At 68.9% G+C, this 18407-nt stretch carries 16 protein-coding genes, 2 rRNA genes and 1 pseudogene; 16 read left to right on the top strand and 3 right to left on the bottom strand.

Features of this window, described 5'->3' with window-relative positions:
- The 10 genes and pseudogenes from ACVNF4_RS00935 to ACVNF4_RS00890 all read left to right on the top strand — a co-directional run.
- Positions 1 to 89, top strand: a 23S ribosomal RNA gene (locus ACVNF4_RS00935); the annotation flags it as partial.
- A gap of 85 nt (positions 90 to 174) precedes the next feature.
- Positions 175 to 291, top strand: a 5S ribosomal RNA gene (rrf, locus tag ACVNF4_RS00930).
- Between the two features lie 62 nt (positions 292 to 353).
- A complete protein-coding gene (locus tag ACVNF4_RS00925; RefSeq protein ID WP_461800673.1) occupies positions 354 to 1001 on the top strand; it encodes an HAD family hydrolase in 648 nt (215 codons plus the stop codon).
- Between the two features lie 106 nt (positions 1002 to 1107).
- Positions 1108 to 2307 (top strand): MFS transporter, encoded by a 1200-nt coding sequence (locus ACVNF4_RS00920; protein ID WP_461800672.1) that lies wholly within the window; start codon positions 1108 to 1110, stop codon positions 2305 to 2307.
- A pseudogene (locus ACVNF4_RS00915) lies at positions 2276 to 3450 on the top strand (acetoin utilization protein AcuC). Before ACVNF4_RS00920 ends, ACVNF4_RS00915 begins: the two are co-directional and overlap by 32 nt.
- A 471-nt stretch (positions 3451 to 3921) precedes the next feature.
- A complete protein-coding gene (locus ACVNF4_RS00910; RefSeq protein ID WP_461800671.1) occupies positions 3922 to 4737 on the top strand; it encodes a phosphatase in 816 nt (271 codons plus the stop codon).
- A gap of 131 nt (positions 4738 to 4868) precedes the next feature.
- Positions 4869 to 5075 carry a helix-turn-helix domain-containing protein gene (locus ACVNF4_RS00905; protein WP_010351066.1) on the top strand — a complete coding sequence of 69 codons (207 nt, stop codon included), beginning with the start codon at positions 4869 to 4871 and terminating at the stop codon, positions 5073 to 5075.
- A 154-nt stretch (positions 5076 to 5229) separates the two neighbouring features.
- The gene (locus ACVNF4_RS00900; RefSeq protein WP_003948845.1) at positions 5230 to 5328 is read left to right on the top strand and encodes a 30S ribosomal protein bS22; all 99 of its coding nucleotides are present in this window, start codon (positions 5230 to 5232) and stop codon (positions 5326 to 5328) included.
- A gap of 189 nt (positions 5329 to 5517) precedes the next feature.
- On the top strand, positions 5518 to 6579 hold the full coding sequence (locus tag ACVNF4_RS00895) for an NAD-dependent epimerase/dehydratase family protein (RefSeq protein WP_461800670.1): 1062 nt from the start codon (positions 5518 to 5520) through the stop codon (positions 6577 to 6579).
- Positions 6580 to 6593: 14 nt separating this feature from the next.
- The gene (locus ACVNF4_RS00890) at positions 6594 to 7601 is read left to right on the top strand and encodes a lysophospholipid acyltransferase family protein (RefSeq protein WP_461800669.1); all 1008 of its coding nucleotides are present in this window, start codon (positions 6594 to 6596) and stop codon (positions 7599 to 7601) included.
- Positions 7602 to 7806: 205 nt separating this feature from the next.
- Here the strand turns inward: ACVNF4_RS00890 and ACVNF4_RS00885 are convergent, their stop codons facing one another.
- The 3 genes from ACVNF4_RS00885 to ACVNF4_RS00875 all read right to left on the bottom strand — a co-directional run bounded on the left by ACVNF4_RS00885 (position 7807) and on the right by ACVNF4_RS00875 (position 11256).
- The gene (locus ACVNF4_RS00885) at positions 7807 to 8991 is read right to left on the bottom strand and encodes a DUF5667 domain-containing protein (RefSeq protein ID WP_461800668.1); all 1185 of its coding nucleotides are present in this window, start codon (positions 8989 to 8991) and stop codon (positions 7807 to 7809) included.
- Positions 8992 to 9217: 226 nt separating this feature from the next.
- On the bottom strand, positions 9218 to 10003 hold the full coding sequence (locus ACVNF4_RS00880; protein ID WP_461800667.1) for an ECF subfamily RNA polymerase sigma factor, BldN family: 786 nt from the start codon (positions 10001 to 10003) through the stop codon (positions 9218 to 9220).
- Between the two features lie 323 nt (positions 10004 to 10326).
- A complete protein-coding gene (locus ACVNF4_RS00875; RefSeq protein WP_461800666.1) occupies positions 10327 to 11256 on the bottom strand; it encodes an HAD family hydrolase in 930 nt (309 codons plus the stop codon).
- Between the two features lie 103 nt (positions 11257 to 11359).
- On the opposite strand from ACVNF4_RS00875, the gene ACVNF4_RS00870 reads away from it, so the two are divergent.
- The 6 genes from ACVNF4_RS00870 to hemB all read left to right on the top strand — a co-directional run bounded on the left by ACVNF4_RS00870 (position 11360) and on the right by hemB (position 18362).
- Complete coding sequence (locus ACVNF4_RS00870; RefSeq protein ID WP_461800665.1) at positions 11360 to 11629, top strand: glutaredoxin family protein; 270 nt, start codon at positions 11360 to 11362, stop codon at positions 11627 to 11629.
- Positions 11630 to 11876: 247 nt separating this feature from the next.
- On the top strand, positions 11877 to 12626 hold the full coding sequence (locus ACVNF4_RS00865; protein WP_461800664.1) for a redox-sensing transcriptional repressor Rex: 750 nt from the start codon (positions 11877 to 11879) through the stop codon (positions 12624 to 12626).
- Positions 12623 to 14281, top strand: coding sequence for a glutamyl-tRNA reductase (locus tag ACVNF4_RS00860; RefSeq protein WP_461800663.1), 1659 nt, complete (start codon positions 12623 to 12625; stop codon positions 14279 to 14281). The genes ACVNF4_RS00865 and ACVNF4_RS00860 overlap by 4 nt, the downstream gene beginning before the upstream one ends.
- Positions 14278 to 15237 (top strand): hydroxymethylbilane synthase, encoded by a 960-nt coding sequence (gene hemC / locus ACVNF4_RS00855; RefSeq protein WP_461800662.1) that lies wholly within the window; start codon positions 14278 to 14280, stop codon positions 15235 to 15237. The genes ACVNF4_RS00860 and hemC overlap by 4 nt, the downstream gene beginning before the upstream one ends.
- Complete coding sequence (locus ACVNF4_RS00850; RefSeq protein WP_461800661.1) at positions 15234 to 16919, top strand: bifunctional uroporphyrinogen-III C-methyltransferase/uroporphyrinogen-III synthase; 1686 nt, start codon at positions 15234 to 15236, stop codon at positions 16917 to 16919. Before hemC ends, ACVNF4_RS00850 begins: the two co-directional genes overlap by 4 nt.
- Positions 16920 to 17360: 441 nt before the next feature.
- The gene (hemB, locus tag ACVNF4_RS00845) at positions 17361 to 18362 is read left to right on the top strand and encodes a porphobilinogen synthase (protein WP_461800660.1); all 1002 of its coding nucleotides are present in this window, start codon (positions 17361 to 17363) and stop codon (positions 18360 to 18362) included.
- The last annotated feature ends 45 nt before the right edge of the window (positions 18363 to 18407 follow it).

Genomic DNA, 18407 nt, shown 5'->3' with positions numbered 1-18407 from the left:
CCCAGTAGACGACTGGGTTGATAGGCCAGATCTGGAAGCCCTGTAAGGGGTGGAGGTGACTGGTACTAATAGGCCGAGGGCTTGTCCTCAGTTGCTCGCGTCCACTGTGTTGGTTCTGAAACCACGAACAACCCCGTATGGCCACATGCGGTGCGGTTGTCAGTTTCATAGTGTTTCGGTGGTTATAGCGTGAGGGAAACGCCCGGTTACATTCCGAACCCGGAAGCTAAGCCTCACAGCGCCGATGGTACTGCAGGGGGGACCCTGTGGGAGAGTAGGACGCCGCCGAACAATCATTCCGGGAGACCCCCGCACCTTAAGGTGCGGGGGTTTTCTGCGTTTAGGGTTCAGGTATGCGCTACGACCTGGTGATCTTCGACAATGACGGGGTGCTCGTCGACAGCGAGCCCATTTCCAATCGGCTGCTCGCTGAATATCTCACCGAGGTCGGGCATCCGACGTCGTACGAGGAGTCGATCCGGGACTACATGGGGTCCGCGATGCACCGGATCCATGAGTTGGTTTTCGAGCGGACCGGGGAGCGGTTGCCGGAGGAGTTCGACGAGGTCTTTCACTCGCGGGTGTTCGCTGCTTTCGAGCGGGAGCTGAAGCCGGTGGCGGGGATCGTGGAGGTGCTGGAGAGGCTGGCGGCGGAAGGGGTGCCCTACTGCGTGGGGTCGTCCGGGAGCCATGAGCGGATTCGGGTGGGGCATCGGGTGGCAGGGCTGGCGGGGTTCTTCGGGGAGGGGCGGGTCTTCAGCGCGCAGGATGTGGGGAAGGGGAAGCCGGCGCCGGATCTGTTTCTGTACGCGGCCGAACGGATGGGGGTGGTGCCGGGGCGGTGTGTGGTCGTCGAGGACTCACCGCTGGGGGTGCGGGCCGGGGTCGCGGCCGGGATGGACGTCGTCGGATTCACGGGCATGACGCCCGCTGAGCGGCTTGTGGGGGCCTCGCGGCTGTACTCCGAGCCGGGGGAGCTGGTGGAGCTGTTGCTCGGCTGAGTGCCGGCCGGGCCGGGAGCCGCATGCCGGTCTCGCCTAGAGCTGAGGGAAATTCATCTTTGGCTTGATCTACCCATGAGTACGCCGGGGCCCTACGCTCGCCGCCATGACAGAAGTGCTGCGGCGCGGTAGGGCCTCGTTGGCGTTCAGCTTCTTTGCTCAGGGGGCCGCGTTCGCTCTGCTGGTGACCCGGATTCCGGCGATCCAGGACCGGTACGGGGTGTCCGACGGGCTGTTGCCGGTGTACCTGGCGGCCGTGCCGGTGCTCGCGGGGGCCGGGAGTGTGGCGTCCGAGCGGGTCGTGCGGAGGGCTGCGCCGAGCGTTGTGCTGCGGTGGGCCCAGCCGGTGGTGCTGCTGGCGTTGGTGGGGGTCGGGGCGGGGCACGGGACCGTTCAACTCGCGGTGGCGCTCGCGGTGTTCGGGCTGTCGCTCGGGGCGTTGGACGCGACGATGAACATGCTGGGGGTGAGTCTTCAGCGGGAGTACGGGCGCAGCATCATGCTGAGCTTCCACGCGGCGTTCAGTCTCGGGGGGATCGTCGGGTCGTCGCTCGCTTGGGTGGGGGCGCACTGGGAGTTGGCGTTGTGGGTGCTGTATCTGCCGGTCGTGGGGGTGTTGTTGCCGGCGGCGTTGGTGGGGAGTCGGTGGTATGTCGACGGGGGCAAGGGAGTTGAGGTCGAGGAGGGGGCGGCGAAGGGGGGTGACGGGCTGGCGTTCAAGGTGTTGCTGCCGCTGTGTCTTGTCATGGCGTTCGCCTATATCGGGGACTCCACCGTGTCCAACTGGAGTGCCAAGTACCTCCAGGACGTGCTGGGGAGTTCGGAGCAGCTCGCAACGGTGCCGTACAACGTCTACATGGTGACCATGCTGGTCGGGCGGGCCATCGGGGACTACGGGGTGCGGCGGTTCGGGGCCGTCGTCGTGGTGCGGGTGGGGGCGTTGGTGGCGGCCGGGGGGTTCGTGGTGGTCGCGGGGGCGCCGGGGGCGTGGGTGGGGATGGTGGGGTTCACGCTGGTGGGGGTGGGGTTGTGTGTGATCGTGCCGCAGACGTTCGCCGCGGCGGGGCGGTTGTTCCCGGGGGCGTCCGATGGGGCCGTCGCGCGGTTGAACATCTTCAACTACGTGGGGTTCCTGGTGGGTTCGCCGTTGGTGGGGGTGATCGGGGACGCGTGGAGTTATCGGGGGGCCATGCTCGTGCCGATGGGGTTGGTGCTGGTCACTGTCCTGTATGCCCGGTCGTTCGAGACGCGGGGGGACCGATACGGTGGCGGGCATGAGCGGGCGCGCACAGCTGATGTGGGATGAAGCGGTAACGGGGTACGACTTCGGGGACGGGCATCCGATGGATCCCGTTCGGCTTGAGCTGACCTGGGGGTTGGTGGGGGCGCTCGGGCTGGACCGGGAGGTGGAGGTTGTTTCGGCGAAGGCCGCGGGGGAGTCGACGTTGCGGCTCGTGCATCGGCAGGACTACATCGACGCGGTGAAGGTGGCGTCGGCGGATCCTCGGGACGCCGATCAGGGGTACGGGCTCGGGACCGTGGACGATCCTGCGTTCGCCGGGATGCATCAAGTCAGTTCGCTCATCGGGGGTTGTCCGTGGGGGCGGCTGAGGCTGTGTGGCGGGGGGAGGTGTCGCATGCCGTCAACTTCGCCGGAGGGCTTCATCATGCGATGCCTGGTGGGGCCGCCGGGTTCTGCATCTACAACGACGCCGCTCTTGCCATCGCGCGGTTGCTGGAGTTGGGGGCGGAGAGGGTGGTGTACATCGATGTGGATGTGCATCACGGGGACGGGGTGCAGGCGGCGTTCTGGGAGGATCCCCGGGTGCTGACGATTTCGTTGCACGAGCATCCTCGGACGTTGTTTCCGCAGACCGGGTGGGCGGAGGAGACGGGGGCCTCGGGGGTGGCTGAGGGGTCGGCGGTGAATGTGCCGTTGCCGGCGGGGACGGGGGATGCGGGGTGGGTGCGGGCCTTTCATTCTGTGGTGCCGGAGTTGGTGGCGGAGTTTCGGCCGGATGTGGTGGTGAGTCAGCATGGGGCCGATACGCATTTCGAGGATCCGTTGGCTCATCTGGCGGTTTCTCTGGATGCGCAGCGGGCTGTTCAGGTCGCCTGTCATGAGTTGGCGCATGAATACGCCGGGGGGAAATGGGTCGCGTTGGGTGGGGGCGGGTATTCCGTCGTGGATGTCGTGCCTCGGTCCTGGGCGCATCTCGTGGGGGTTGCCTCCGGGAAGGAGATTTCGCCGGAGACCGTGATTCCTGAGGTGTGGCGGGAGCAAGTCTTCGCTCGGACTCGGCAGTTGGCGCCGGCTCGGATGACTGATGGGCGGTGGCCGGTGAGTTGGGCTTCCTGGGAGGCGGGGTACGACCCTGGGGACCGGGTGGATCAGGCTGTGCTGGCGGCTCGGCGGGCTGTGTTTCCGTTGCGGGGGTTGTTGGCGTAGGGGGTTGGGGCGGCTGCGGTTCGGGTGCGGGTCCGGTGGGGGCTGGGGTGGGGGGCGGTTCACTCACCCGCGCTTGCGGGGTGCCGCTGCGCCCACCCGTGCCGCCCCTAGCGGCACGACTGCCCGCAGCTGAGGCGGGGGAGGAGACGTGGCTGTGGGTGGGTGCGGCGTAGCCGCCTTTCAGGGGTGCGGGGCTGTATCGATATGCGACTCCGCCGCGTGGGCGCGACCAGCCACGACGGGCCCGCAGTCGCCTACTTGCCGGAATCACCCGAGATGGTGGGCGCGGCGCGAGCTGTGGGTATGGCGGGGTAGGAGGGCCGGCTGCGTGGAGGAGTTGCGTATCCGCACAGCCCCGCACTCCTGGAAGAAGCGGCGGCTGGCCGGGGTTTGGGGTGGGGGTTAGGCCAAGTAGGTTTATGTGGGGGTTACTTGTGGGTTTGGGTGGGGTGGGGGCGGGAGTATCGTGTCGTGTTCAGTGCTGAGGCGTTGCGGGAGTATCTCGTCGGGGTGGGGATTTCGGGGGAGGTGGGGACCGAGCGGGAGCGGAGTCTGAGGAATTATCGGTTGTTTGTGCAAGGGGATCCGCGGGTGCGGTTGGGGGTGGTGCCCCGGGGGGTGTGGGGGATGGGGGACGTGGTGCGGGTGATGGCTGACGAGTGTGGGGTTTCGGACGATCTGGGGGTTGTTTCCGGGCGGGATTGGATTGAGCCCGCCAAGACCGTCGCGGGGCTCGATGCGTTTGCGGATCGGATCAGGGATGTAGCTCTGCGTAACGGGGGCGTGTTGGTGGGGACGGGGCATCCGGGGCGGTTAGGGGGGTTTTACCGGGGGATCGTGGACGCTTTGTCGACGGCGGGGTGTGAAGTCCTCACACCCGCGAAGGGTCTCTCTGTCGACATGACGACCCGGTTCGGTCTACGCACGCACATCCTTGAGTACGTACGAGGAGTCGGCCGCCTCCTCGAACCGGGAGTCGAAGAAGCCGGCCCGGAGGCGGGCGCGCACACGCACTCACCCCTCCCGGTTCGGCTCGCGCTGGAGGCCCTCGCGGCGGCCGGCAAGCGGTTGCCCGACCTCGTCATCGGGGACCACGGCTGGGTCTGCGGAGCAGGTCAGCTGGGGTGTGAGGCCATTGGGCTCGCCGATACCGATGACCCCGCGGTGTTCGTGGGTCAGGCCGAGGGGGTCGTGTCCGTCGCCGTTCCGGTTGATGACGGCGTGCGGTCCGATTACTACTTGCCGCTGACCCGCTACGTACTCAATCGAGCGTGTCTGTCACAGTAGGACTGCCTTGGGGTGCACCTCTTCCCCACTCGCATCACCCGCCCCTACATTGGGGAGTGAGCACGCAACGACGAAGAGTTACCGGAAGGGGAAGCCGGTGGCCGTCGAGTGCGGAAGGTTCAGGTGTTGTCATGGCAGCTGATCGGCCTCTCAACGAGGTTGTGTTCCTTACCGTGGCGGAAGTCGCCGCGGTGATGCGCGTCTCCAAGATGACCGTGTACCGGTTGGTGCACAGCGGTCATCTGCCCGCTATCAGGGTGGGGCGGTCCTTCCGCGTCCCCGAACAAGCGGTGCACGAGTACCTCCGCGAGAGCTATGTGGGGGTGGAAACCGCCTGACGGCTGACCTGGGGGGGATCAGTACAGGGCTCTTCCGATCTCCCCCGACCCCCTCGATTACGGCCTCAGCGCTCAGGCGGGTAGGCTGGCCCCTCGTAGGTCGTGTGGGCCCCGGCGCCCAGCACCGAGTGATGAGAAGTGAGCGAGGGTTGTCGTGGGCTCTGTAATCAAGAAGCGGCGTAAGCGGATGGCGAAGAAGAAGCACCGCAAGCTGCTGAAGCGGACGCGTGTCCAGCGTCGTAACAAGAAGTAAGCCTTAGCGCTTACGACTTGAATCGATGCGCGGCGCGTACGCGTGGTGTGGCCCCTCCCGGAATTTCCGGTGGGGGCCACACGCATTTCCCGGCCCTTTGTCGCCACCCGCGCCGGGCAGTCATCACAGCGCAACACCGAACCGCTAGGTTGGCACCCAACACCAGGCCCTGGAAGGAAGGCGCTGATCTTGGGGAAGGTCGTGCTTGTCACCGGAGTGGCCCGCAGGCTGGGGGGACGGTTCGTGCGGCGGCTCCAGCGGGACCCGCGCGTGGACCGGGTGATCGGGGTGGACGTCGTACGGCCCGAGCACTCGCTCGGGGACGCCGGGTTCGTCCAGGCGGACATCCGCCAGCCGACCATCGCCCGGGTGCTCGCGGAGAGCGGCGCCGACACCGTCGTCCACATGGATGTGACCGGGACTCCGCTCGGGAGTGGGAGTCGGACGTCGGTCAAGGAGACCAACGTCATCGGGACGATGCAGTTGCTGGGGGCGTGCCAGAAGGCGCCGGGGGTGCGGCGGCTGGTCGTGAAGTCGAGTACGAACGTGTACGGGTCGGCTTCGCGGGATCCGGCGGTTTTCACCGAGTCGACCGCCGCGAAGTCGCTGCCCAGCGGGGGGTTCGCGAAGGACGCCGTCGAGGTCGAGGGGTATGTGCGGGGGTTCGCTCGGCGGCGGCCCGATGTGGCTGTCTGCGTGCTGCGGTTCGCCAACATCCTGGGGCCCGGGGCGGAGACGCCGCTCGCGTCGTACTTCGAACTGCCCGTGCTGCCCACGGTGTTGGGATACGACCCGCGGCTTCAGTTCGTCCATGAGGACGACGTCGTCGAGGTCCTGCGGATCGCGTCGCACGAACCGGTGCCGGGGACGGTCAACAGCGGGACGTTCAACATCGCGGGGGACGGCGTGCTGTTGCTGTCGCAGTGCTCGCGCAGGCTCGGGCGGCCGACCGTGCCGCTGCTGCTGCCGGCGGTCACCTGGGCGGGGTCGCTCGTGCGGACGCTCGGGATGACGGACTTCTCGCCGGAGCAGATCCGGCTGCTGACGCACGGGCGGGTCGTGTCGACGGCCCTCATGCGGGAGGCGCTCGGCTTCACGCCGGCGTACACGACCGCCGGGACGTTCGCGGACTTCGCGTGCGGCCAGGGGCCGGGGCTGCTGCCCCCGGAGCGGATCTCCGGCGCCGTCGACCGGGTCGCGGCGCTGGCCCCGCTCCACCTGCCGGACTTTTCGACGCCCAGCGCGAAGTGAGGAGCGTGTCGACGATGGCGGACGCCAAGGTCATTCCGTTCGACGACGACCGGGCCAGGACCGGTGCCGTGCCGCGCCCGGCGCGGCGGCGGGGGCTGTCGAAGCGGGGAAACGGTGAGGTCCAGACCCTGCCCACCAAGCCTGTCGAGCGCGATGATGTTCCGGTGACACCACAGGAACCCCAGTCCGTCGAGCGGCGTATCGCGGGCGGGCTGTCGTTCCTGCGGCGGCGGCTGACCGGGGAGTACGAGGTCGACGACTTCGGGTTCGACGCGGAGCTCACCGACCAGGTGCTGATGTCGCTGCTGCGGCCGGTGTACGAGAAATACTTCCGGGTCGAGGTGAAGGGCATCGAGAACATCCCCTCCGAGGGGGGTGCGCTGATCGTCGCCAACCACTCGGGGACGCTGCCGCTCGACGGGCTGATGATGCAGGTCGCCGTCCATGACCACCATCCCGCCGACCGGCATCTACGGCTCCTCGCCGCCGACCTGGTCTTCGTCCTGCCCGTCGTCAACGAACTCGCCCGCAAGCTCGGACACACCCTCGCCTGCGGTGAGGACGCCGACCGGCTCCTCGGCCAGGGGGAGCTGGTCGGCGTCATGCCCGAGGGGTTCAAGGGCCTCGGCAAGCCGTTCGGCGAGCGGTACAAACTCCAGCGCTTCGGGAGAGGCGGCTTCGTCTCCACCGCTCTCCGCAAGGGGGTGCCGATCATCCCCTGCTCGATCGTCGGCGCGGAGGAGATCTATCCGATGATCGGCAACGCGAAGACGCTGGCTCGGGTGTTGGGCTTCCCCTACTTCCCGATCACCCCGACATTCCCCTGGCTCGGCCCCCTCGGCGCCGTTCCGCTTCCGACCAAGTGGACGATCCAGTTCGGGGAGCCGATCCCGACGGACGGGTATTCGCCGGAGGCGGCGGAGGATCCGATGCTGATGTTCAACCTGACGGATCAGGTGCGGGAGCAGATCCAGCACACGCTGTACAAGTTGCTGGTGCAGCGGAGGTCGGTGTTCTTCTGACGGGGTCAGGGCGTCCGGGGCTGTCGGCGCTCGGGGGCTGGAGTCGCCGGACGGAGTTCGGCGCAGCCGCGCGAAGCCCGCAGAGCGGTGCGAGGGCGGCAGATGGGAGGGGCCAAGTTGTTGGTGCAGCGGAGGTCGGTGTTTTTCTGACATCAGGACAGAGAAAGGGCGCCCCACCTCAGGTGGGGCGCCCTTCTGCCGAGTGTTACTCCGCGTCCTCGCTGTTGATGCCCAGGCCGGGAAGGAGGCCGGGGAGCAGCGGGGGGATGGTGACGTCCGGGGGGTTGGGGGTGGGGAGGGCCGGGGTGGTGGGGAGGTGTTGTGGGGGGTCCAGGAGGCCGCCGGTGTTGCCGCCCAGGAGGCCGTCGTCGGAGGACGGGGTGGAGGGGGTGGCCGGGGTGGAGTGGCCCGGGGTGGTGTGGGTCGAGGGGGTGGAGTTCGTGTTCGGGGGGGTGGAACCCGGGGTGTGGGAGTTCTTCGTGCCCGACGGGGTGGAGCCCGGGGTGCGGGGGGTGTTCGGGCCTTCGGCGGGGGGCTGGGGGAGCAGGGACTGGAGGGGGGCGACCTCTTCGTCCATCGCGTCGAAGACCGACGTGACCTGTTCGCTGACGTCGCCCAGCTGGACCGGGAGGCTGTCGCGGAGGCTTCCCCAGACCTGGCGGTGGGAGCGGGAGAAGGCGGAGAGGGCCTGCATCGGGCCGAGGGATTCCGGGTCGCGTTCGTAGGCCGCGTGGAGCAGGCGGTGGCCCTCGGTCGCGTCGTGGGTCATGCCCGAGAGGGTGCGGCGGATCTCGCCCAGCGACTCGTGGTCGAGGTGGCTGCCCCGGCCCCGGTCGAGGAGGCGGCGCGCTTCGTTCAGCCGCGTCGACGCCTGGTCCAGGTACGCCTGGCCGCGCTCGGTGTCGTCGTCCGCCAGGTACGTCAGCTTGAAGTCCTCGATGCCGCGCTTCAGCCCGTACAGCGAGTCACCCGGCAGGGCGTCCGAACTCGCGGCGGCCACCCCGCCGAACGCACCCGCCGCGACGCTCACGCTCAGCCCGCCGGCCGTGAGGCCCTTGGCGAGCCGGCTCGTCGGACGGAGCCTGCCGAGCGCCCGGTGTTTCGCGGCACGGTGGCCGCGCTGTTCAGGGACCGACGGAGCCTCGCCCCCTTGCAGCATGGCTTCCATCGCGGCGACCAACTGCGCCCGCTGGACGACCTTGACCTCGGGGTCCAGCACCGGCTTGGGCAACTCCGCGAGGTCCGCCGTCAGAGACAGCAGCCGGACCTGCGCGGTGTCGTCCGCCGGCGGCGATTCCTCGGACTGCTCGGCCGCCGCGCCCCGGTCGGAATCCTCCAGGGCCTGGGCGAAGGCGTTCGCCCGCCGGTGTGCCGATACGTTCGCGATCACTGGCGGCACCTCCTCTCGTCATCACGGTCGACTCCCCTGGGGGCTTGGAGGTTGCACGTCCTCGACCGCTTCCACACGATCGGGTGATCGGGGGCGGCCGGAACGTGACCACAGGGAGCCTGTATCCCGCTCAACGAATGGCGCGGCACTTGGGTTACGGACTGAGGATGATCGGATCGGGAAGTCAACGGACTTTCACTGAAAGTGAGTTGGAGAACCGGTTCGGTTACCGCGCGTCTTCCGGCAGCAGCCTGGCCAGCGTGCGGACGGCGCGGTACTGGAGGGTCTTGATCGCACCCTCGTTCTTCCCCATCACCCGCGCGGTCTCCGCGACGGACAGGCCCTGGAGGAAGCGGAGCGTCACGCACTCCTGCTGCTGGGGGTTGAGCCGGCGTACGGCGTCCAGCAGCGCGGCGTTCGACAGGGACTCCAGGACGGAGTCCTCCGGTGAGCGCTCCACCTCGTTCGCGTCGAGCATCTCGCCGGTCGTCACCTCCAGCCGGAAGCGGCTCGACTTGAAGTGGTCGGCGACGAGGTTGCGGGCGATCGTCACCAGCCAGGCGCCGAAGTCACGGCCCTGCCAGGTGAAGGTGCCGATCCTGCGCAGCGCGCGCAGGAACGTCTCGCTCGTCAGGTCCTCGGCGGTCGCCTTGCCGCCCACGCGGTAGTAGATGTACCGGTAGACGGTGTCGCTGTACTGGTCGTACAGACAGCCGAACGCCTCGGCCTCGCCGGCCTGGGCCCGTTCGACGAGGTCCATCATCCGGGCGCTGTCGCTGTCCGCGGCAGGGCGCCTGGCCGGCGTGGACGCGGTCGCGGTCGCGCGGCCCCGTCTGCCGACGGTGGTGCCCCCGTCGGCGAGCGCGTAGCACGCGCCGACGGGGGTGGCGGTGGCGAAGGCGGGGACGCCGAACGCGGGTGGGACACAGCCGCGCAGCGTTTCCTTGAGCGTTGCGATCGATTCGCGCAGCGTAGCCAGGCCCGAGGCGTCAACCCCGACGTGTGGGTACACGGGTCTCCCAGAGGCAGAGCTTCTCATCACGTGCAGTGCGGGGCCGGTCACCTGTTGTAGGGGTGGACGGGTCCCGGAATGCGTTTGAGGAGAATAACGCTTCGTGAAGGTGCTGCTACGCCGAGTTGCTCAAAACTTCGATTACGTGGGGTTTGTGATCGATTGGGGGTGGATCAAGTTTGTTGTTTTGAGCGGTCGTTGATCGAAAAAGATCGGCTACGAGAGAGGGGGCGGGGCGTGTTGTGCCGGGTGCGGGCGCGTTGTGGCTGGTCGCGCAGTTCCCCGCACCCCTAAACCGGCAACTGGGCCCCGTACGTTCGAAATCAGCGTTTTCTGCGGCTCAGCGCGATCGCTGCCGCCGTTCCGCCTGCTACCGCTCCAACGCCTGCCGCTGCCGGGATGCCTACCCTTGCCGCTTTTCTGCCCGTCCGATAATCGCGAAGACGCCAGTCCAACTTGCGGGCGTGTTTGCGGAGTTTGGAGTCGGGGTTGATCGCGTAGGGGTGGCCTACCAACGACAGCATGGGGATGTCGTTGTGGCTGTCGCTGTAAGCCGCGCAGCGGGAGAGGTCCAGGGCCTCCGCTGCTGCCAATGCGCGGACCGCTTCCGCTTTTGCCGGGCCGTGGAGGAGTTCGCCCACCAACTTGCCCGTGTAGACGCCGTCCACCGACTCCGCGACCGTGCCGAGGGCGCCGGTGAGGCCGAGGCGGCGGGCGATGACGCGGGCGATCTCGATGGGGGCCGCTGTGACCAACCACACCTTCTGGCCGGCGTCGAGGTGGGCCTGGGCGAGGGCTCGGGTGCCGGGCCAGATGCGGTCGGCGAGGTACTCGTCGTAGATCTCCTCGCCGATCGACTGGAGTTCGGCGACGCGGTGGCCCTTGACGATGGAGAGGGCGGAGTCCCGGGCGTCCTGCATGTGCTCGGGGTCCTCGTTGCCGGCCAGACGGAAGTAGGCCTGTTGCCAGGCGAACCGGGCGAGGTCGCGGGTCTCGAAGAACTTCCGCTTGTACAGGCCGCGGCCGAAGTGGAAGAGGGCAGCGCCTTGCATGACGGTGTTGTCGAGGTCGAAGAACGCGGCGGCCTTGTCGTCGCCCTGGACGGGGAACTCAGGCTCCGCGTCCTGCGTTTTGTTCTTCTGCTCGTCCTCTTTGGAGGACTTCCGCGCGGCCTCTGCCGAGGCCTCGCCTGCCAACACACTGCGCGCCGTGGCGGAGCGCCTACGGGGAGTGAGCCATCCGAGAGCGGCCATGTCGTGAGCATAGCCAGTCCGATGAGTGGCTTCCGGATCGGTGAGGTTCGGGGGGTGTGAACTCTCCACTACAACTCGACACCTCCGCGACAGAATGGGGTGCATGACTCCGCTCTTCCGGCGTAAGCCCTCCGTTCCCAGGCACGTCACCTTGATCGGCAAGCCTGACTGCCATCTCTGCGAGGACGCCGAGGCGGTGGTCGCGCGGGTGTGCGGGGAACTCGGGGTGGAGTGGGAGAAGAAGGACATCCAGCAGGACAGCGCGCTGCACGACGCCTACTGGGAGCAGATTCCGGTCGTTCTCGTGGACGGCGAGCAGCACACGTTCTGGCGGGTCAACGAGGAGAGGTTGCGGAAGGTACTGACCAGCTAGTCCAAAGACGTACGAATGTCGCTTAGGATCGATGGTCGGCTGGTCTTGGGGGCGAGATTCGTGAGGAGCGTGAGCGGTTTTGCCCCCAGGAGTGACGCGTGGAGTGAAACGCGTGACCCCGGTCACGTTGGCCGGGCAAATCGGACACCATCTTTGTGCACGCGTTCACAAAGACATAGCCTGCATTCGACGGGGCGGTCCGGGGACGTATGACCGCCCACAGCCCCGCGCTACCCGCAGGAGCACCGTGGCAACTGGCCGAACTCACCGACCGGCGACCCGTAGCCGAGGGATTCCCGAGGCCACCGTCGCCAGGCTTCCGCTGTACCTCCGTGCCCTGACCGCGTTGTCGGAGCGCTCGGTGCCCACGGTCTCCTCCGAGGAGCTCGCGGCCGCGGCGGGGGTCAACTCCGCCAAGCTGCGCAAGGACTTCTCCTACCTGGGTTCGTACGGAACGCGCGGTGTCGGCTACGACGTCGAGTACCTCGTCTACCAGATCTCCCGCGAGCTGGGCCTCACCCAGGACTGGCCGGTCGTCATCGTCGGCATCGGTAACCTCGGCGCCGCCCTCGCCAACTACGGCGGGTTCGCCTCGCGTGGCTTCCGGGTGGCCGCTCTCATCGACGCCGATCCGGCCATGGAGGGCCGTCAGGTCGCCGGGATGGGTGTCCGGCACAGTGACGACCTGGAGCGGATCATCCAGGACAACGGCGTCTCCATCGGCGTCATCACCACCCCGCCGAGCGTCGCCCAGCAGGTCTGCGACCGGCTCGTGGCCGCCGGGGTGACGTCCATCCTGAACTTTGCGCCGACCGTGCTGACCGTCCCGGACGGCGTCGACGTCCGCAAGGTCGACCTCTCGATCGAACTCCAGATCCTCGCCTTCCACGAGCAGCGCAAGGCCGGCGAGATCGCCGAGGGCGCGTCCGCGCCGGTGCCGGCCGCCGACTCCGAGCAGGGGCCCGACGGGGACGTCCCCGCGGTGATGCCGGCATGAGTCTCCTCGTCGTGGGCCTGAGCCACCGCACCGCTCCCGTGAGCGTCCTGGAGCGGGCCTCCCTCAGCGCGGACGCGCAGGTCAAGCTCCTCCAGGACACGGTCGCCGCCGACCCGGCCGCCGAGGCCGCCGTCCTCGCCACCTGCAACCGCATCGAGCTGTACGCGGACGTCGACAAGTTCCACGCCGGGGTCGCCGAGCTGTCGACGCTGCTCGCGCAGCACAGCGGGGTCGGGCTCGACGAGCTGACGCCTTACCTGTACGTGCATTACGAGGACCGCGCCGTCCACCACATGTTCTCCGTGGCGTGCGGGCTCGACTCCATGGTCGTCGGCGAGGGGCAGATCCTCGGGCAGCTGAAGGACTCCCTCGCGAAGGCGCAGGACCTGCACAGCGCCGGGCGGCTGATGAACGACCTGTTCCAGCAGGCCCTCAGGGTCGGGAAGCGGGCGCACTCCGAGACCGGGATCGACCGGGCCGGGCAGTCGCTGGTGACCTTCGGGCTTGAGCAGCTCGCCCGGGAGACGCCGGTCGAGGAGTGGGTGCGCGGGAAGTCGGTGCTGGTCATCGGCGCCGGGTCGATGTCCTCGCTGGCCGCCGCGACGATTGCGCGGGCGGGGGCTGCGGAGATCGTCGTCGCCAACCGGACTTTTGATCGTGCTGCGCGGCTTGCCGAGATACTGAACGACGGCGGTACGGACGTTACGGCTCGCGCGGTCCCGATGGAATCGGTGCCGGGCGAGTTGGCGCGTGTGGATCTTGCCGTGTCCTGTACCGGGGCCACGGGGACCGTGCTGACCGGTGAGGATGTCGCTCGGGCCGTCGAGGGGCGGGTCTTCACGGAGGCGGCGGTCGTCGACGCCGTTCCCGCGCTGACCGTCGTCAAACCGCAGCCCACGGAAGATTCCTGTCCCCTCGACCTCGGAGCCGTCCAGCAGGGGTTCTCCGTCGCCGGGGACGCGGCCGTCGCCGGGATGGACGCGGCGACGCTGGAGCAGCACGCCGCGTGGGTGGAGACCGGGACGAGCGGGGCGGCCGACCGGCGGGCCGAGCGGGAGGCCGAGCTGATCTCGGCGCTCGCGCAGACCGCCGCGACGATCGGCCGGATTCCGGAGCGCCGCCGTCCCGAGAGGGCCCTCGACGTCGTCCCGGCCGCCGAACCCGTGCTGTGCCTGCTCGACCTCGCGATGCCGAGGGACATCGACCCGGCCGCGCATCGGGTGGGCGGGGTGCGGCTGGTGGACATCGAGTCGCTGGCCGAGGCCAGCGCGGACGCGCCGATGGCGTCCGACGTCGACCAGGTCCGGCGGATCGTGTCGGACGAAGTGAACGCTTTCGGGGCCGCGCAGCGCGCCGCGCACATCACACCGACCGTCGTCGCCCTGCGCACGATGGCCGCGGACGTGGTGGCCGGCGAGATCGCGCGGCTGGAGGGGCGGCTGCCGGGGCTCGACGACAAGCACCGGGCCGAGATCACCCAGACCGTGCGGCGCGTCGTCGACAAGCTGCTGCACGCACCGACCGTACGGGTCAAGCAGCTCGCGGCGGAGCCCGGCGGCGCCGGGTACGCGGACGCGCTGCGGACCCTGTTCGACCTCGACCAGGAGACGGTCGCCGCCGTGTCCCGGGCAACGGACGAGAAGGACCCGGCATGAGAGAAAGAGCACTGAGACTCGGGACGAGGCGGAGCAAGCTCGCCATGGCCCAGTCCGGGCAGGTCGCCGAGGCCGTACGGCAGGTGACCGGCCGGGCGGTCGAACTCGTCGAGATCACGACGTACGGCGACACCTCCCGCGAGCACCTCGCGCAGATCGGCGGGACGGGCGTGTTCGTCACCGCGCTGCGCGACGCGCTGCTCGCCGGGGACGTCGACTTCGCCGTTCACTCGCTGAAGGACCTGCCGACGGCGCAGCCCGAGGGGCTGACGCTGGCCGCGATCCCCGTCCGCGAGGACCCCAGGGACGTACTCGTCGCCAGGGACGCGCTGAAGTTCACCGACCTGCCGGACGGGGCCCGCGTCGGGACCGGTTCGCCGCGCAGGGCGGCCCAGCTGAACGCGTACGCCCGCACCCACGGCCTCGGCATCGAGACGGTGCCGATCCGGGGGAACGTCGACACCCGCATCCGGTACGTGCACGACGGCGAACTGGACGCGGTCGTCCTGGCCGCCGCCGGGCTCAACCGGCTCGGGCGCGGCGACGAGGTCACCGACTTCCTGTCGATAGACACGGTTCTGCCCGCCCCCGGCCAGGGGGCACTGGCGATCGAGTGCGCGGCATCCGATGCCGACCTCGTCGCCGCGCTCGGCGAACTCGACGACCCGTTCACGCGGGCCGCCGTAACGGCCGAACGGTCACTGCTCGCCGCCCTGGAGGCCGGTTGCAGCGCACCTGTGGGGGCGCTGGCCGACCTTCTGGCCGACGGGCAGATTGTCAAGGAAATGCGCCTGCGAGGGGTTGTCGGTACGACCGACGGCTCCCGTACGGTGCAGCTGTCCACCACCGGTCCCGTGCCCGAGACGCATGACCAGGCAATGACGCTCGGTCGCGAGCTCGCCGCCGAGATGCTTGCCCAGGGCGCGGCCGGTCTGATGGGGGAGCGAGCACATTGAGCCCCACCACCCTTCCCTCCGGCCTGGACCACGGGCACGTCACCTTTCTGGGTGCCGGACCCGGGGATCCGGGACTGCTGACTCTGCGCGCCGTGGAGGCGCTGGCGAGCGCGGACGTCCTCGTCGCCGAGCACGAGGTGCTCGACGTCGTCCGGACGCACGCCCGTACCGGCGTCTCCGTCGTGCCCACGGACCCCGCCCCGGGCACGATCGCACCACAGCCCACGGTAGTTGACAGTGCGTCAGCGACCGTTGCGCTTCCCGTGGTGCGGGATGCGGCACATCTTGTCATGGAGGCCGCGCGGGGCGGCAGGCGGGTCGTCCGTGCGGTGTCCGGTGACCCCGGACTCGATACGTACGCCGCAGCCGAAATGCTCGCCTGCGCCTCCGCCGGGGTCCCTTTCGAGGTGGTTCCCGGTGTCGCCGCCGCCGTCGGGGTCCCGGCCTACGCCGGGGTGCCGCTGCGGGACGCGCACGGGGCGGACGTCCGGTTCGTGGACGCCCGTACGGCGTCCGACCGGTGCTGGACGGAGGTGGGGGCGTCCGACGGGACCGTCGTCGTCTCCACTTCGCTGGACGCCGTCGCCGCTGCCGCCGGTGAGCTGGTCTCCGCCGGGCGCAAGCCCGACACCCCGCTGACCGTCACCGTCGCCGGGACGACGACCCGGCAGCGGACGTGGTGCGCGACCCTCGGGACCATCGCGCAGACGCTCAAGCAGGCGAAGGTGCTGCCCTCGCCCGATGGCGGGCGGCCCGTTATAGCCGTCGTCGGGGAACGCTCGGCGCCGGCGCAGCGGGATCAGCTCGCCTGGTTCGAGTCGAAGCCGTTGTTCGGGTGGAAGGTGCTGGTTCCGCGGACCAAGGAACAGGCTGCTTCGCTGTCCGAGCAGCTTCGGTCCTACGGGGCCGTGCCGCATGAGGTTCCCACCATCGCCGTCGAGCCGCCTCGGACGCCTCAGCAGATGGAGCGGGCCGTCAAGGGGCTCGTCACCGGGCGGTACGAGTGGATCGCCTTCACCTCGGTGAACGCGGTCAAGGCTGTGCGGGAGAAGTTCGAGGAGTACGGGCTCGATGCGCGTGCCTTCGCCGGGATCAAGGTCGCGGCTGTGGGGGAGCAGACCGCCAAGGCGTTGATCGCGTTTGGTGTGAAGCCGGATCTGGTGCCCAGCGGGGAGCAGTCCGCCGCCGGGTTGCTGGAGGACTGGCCTCCCTATGACCCTGTTTTCGATCCGATCGACCGGGTTTTCCTGCCTCGCGCCGACATCGCCACCGAGACGCTGGTCGCCGGGTTGATCGACCTCGGGTGGGAGGTGGATGACGTGACCGCGTATCGGACTGTGCGGGCCTCGCCGCCGCCTGCTGATACTCGGGAGGCGATCAAGGGGGGTGGGTTCGATGCCGTGCTGTTCACGTCGTCGTCCACTGTGCGGAACCTGGTGGGGATCGCCGGGAAGCCGCACAACGTGACGGTGATCGCGTGCATTGGGCCGGCCACCGCGAAGACTGCTGAGGAGCATGGGCTTCGGGTGGATGTCATGGCTCCGGAGCCGTCCGCGCAGGCGTTGGCGGAGGCGTTGGCGGAGTTCGGGCTTCGGCGGCGGGCTGCTGCTCTGGACGCCGGGGATCCTGTGACGCGGCCGAGTGAGCGGCGGCCGGGTGGGCGGCGGCGCCGGGCTACCTGAGGGGTTTGGGAGGGGACGGCGGAGCGTGTTTCTCGCGGGGGGCGGGGAGGGCGCTTCGCCGTTGGTGTTTAAGGGGGGAGGGGTGGGGGCGGGTATGGGGGCCTGCGTTGAGGGGTTTTGTTTTTTTGTGGGCGTTGGTTGTTGGGCTGGCGCGCGGGGCTGTGACATTTGCTCTCTCGCCTGCGGGGCGCCTAAGTCGGTGTCGAGGACACGAACGTGCTCAGCCCTTCGGGCCTGCGCGCGATCGTGTCCTCGACACCGACGCGCCCCTTCGGCTCCTTCGCGGCCGGTGGCCGGAGACGGTGGCTGAGTTGGTGGGCACTTGCCCTGCGTTTGTGGAGTGGGTGCCTGGGGTGGTGGAGGGGGTGGTGGTCAGGGTGGGGGTGGGGCGCCGACTTGGCGTCGGCAAAGGTGGGGGTGGGGCGGGCGTAGCTTAGGGATATGGCTACCTATGGTTCTTTTCCCGGGGCCCGGCCTCGGCGGCTTCGTACCTCTCCTGTGATGCGGCGGATGGTTGCGGAGACTCGGTTGCATCCGGCGGACTTCATCCTGCCCGCGTTTGTGCGGGAGGGGGTGGCTGAGCCGGTGCCGATTCGGGCGATGCCGGGGGTTGTGCAGCATACGCGGGACAGTCTGAAGAAGGCTGCCGTGGAGGCCGTGGAGGCGGGGGTCTCCGGGATCATGCTGTTCGGGGTGCCGGAGGAGTCCAAGAAGGACGCGAACGGTACTCCGGGGACCGATCCGGACGGGATTTTGCAGGTCGCCATCCGGGATGTGCGGGCCGAAGTCGGGGACGAGCTGCTCGTCATGTCCGACCTGTGCCTCGACGAGACGACGGATCACGGGCACTGCGGGGTCCTCGACGAGCAGGGGCGCGTGGACAACGACGCCACGCTGGAGCGGTACGCCGAGATGGCCCAGGTGCAGGCGGACGCGGGCGCGCACGTCGTCGGGCCCAGCGGGATGATGGACGGCCAGATCGGCGTCGTCCGGGACGCGCTCGATCAGATCGGGCGGGAGGACGTCGCGATCCTCGCCTACACCGCGAAGTATTCCTCCGCGTTCTACGGGCCGTTCCGGGAGGCTGTCGGGTCGTCCTTGCGGGGGGACCGTAAGACGTATCAGCAGGACCCGGCCAACTGGCGTGAGTCTCTGCGGGAGTTGGCGCTGGATGTGGAGGAGGGGGCGGACATGGTGATGGTCAAGCCGGCCGGGCCGTACCTCGACATTCTGGCGCGGGTGGCTGATGCGGTGGAGCTGCCTGTCGTCGCGTATCAGATCTCCGGGGAGTACTCGATGGTGGAGGCTGCGGCGGAGAAGGGGTGGGTGGACCGGGATCGGGCGATCTTCGAGACGCTGACGGGGATTCGGCGGGCGGGGGCGCGGAACATTTTGACGTACTGGGCGGTGGAGGCGGCTCGGAAGTTGGAGGGGTGGCAGTGAGGGGGTGAGGGCGGGGTGGCTGGTCCGTGATGCGTCGAGGTGGTG

The organism is Streptomyces sp. S6, from assembly GCF_054880855.1.
This window is presented reverse-complemented; position numbering and strand designations above follow the sequence as displayed.

What these genes read in the sequence shown, in the direction of transcription:
- ACVNF4_RS00925 (WP_461800673.1), top strand. Translation starts at nt 354, where the DNA reads ATGCGCTACGACCTGGTGATCTTCGACAATGACGGGGTGCTCGTCGAC.
- ACVNF4_RS00920 (WP_461800672.1), top strand. Translation starts at nt 1,108, where the DNA reads ATGACAGAAGTGCTGCGGCGCGGTAGGGCCTCGTTGGCGTTCAGCTTC.
- ACVNF4_RS00905 (WP_010351066.1), top strand. Translation starts at nt 4,869, where the DNA reads ATGGCAGCTGATCGGCCTCTCAACGAGGTTGTGTTCCTTACCGTGGCG.
- ACVNF4_RS00890 (WP_461800669.1), top strand. Translation starts at nt 6,594, where the DNA reads ATGGCGGACGCCAAGGTCATTCCGTTCGACGACGACCGGGCCAGGACC.
- ACVNF4_RS00875 (WP_461800666.1), bottom strand. Translation starts at nt 11,256, where the DNA reads ATGGCCGCTCTCGGATGGCTCACTCCCCGTAGGCGCTCCGCCACGGCG.
- ACVNF4_RS00870 (WP_461800665.1), top strand. Translation starts at nt 11,360, where the DNA reads ATGACTCCGCTCTTCCGGCGTAAGCCCTCCGTTCCCAGGCACGTCACC.
- ACVNF4_RS00860 (WP_461800663.1), top strand. Translation starts at nt 12,623, where the DNA reads ATGAGTCTCCTCGTCGTGGGCCTGAGCCACCGCACCGCTCCCGTGAGC.
- hemC (WP_461800662.1), top strand. Translation starts at nt 14,278, where the DNA reads ATGAGAGAAAGAGCACTGAGACTCGGGACGAGGCGGAGCAAGCTCGCC.
- hemB (WP_461800660.1), top strand. Translation starts at nt 17,361, where the DNA reads ATGGCTACCTATGGTTCTTTTCCCGGGGCCCGGCCTCGGCGGCTTCGT.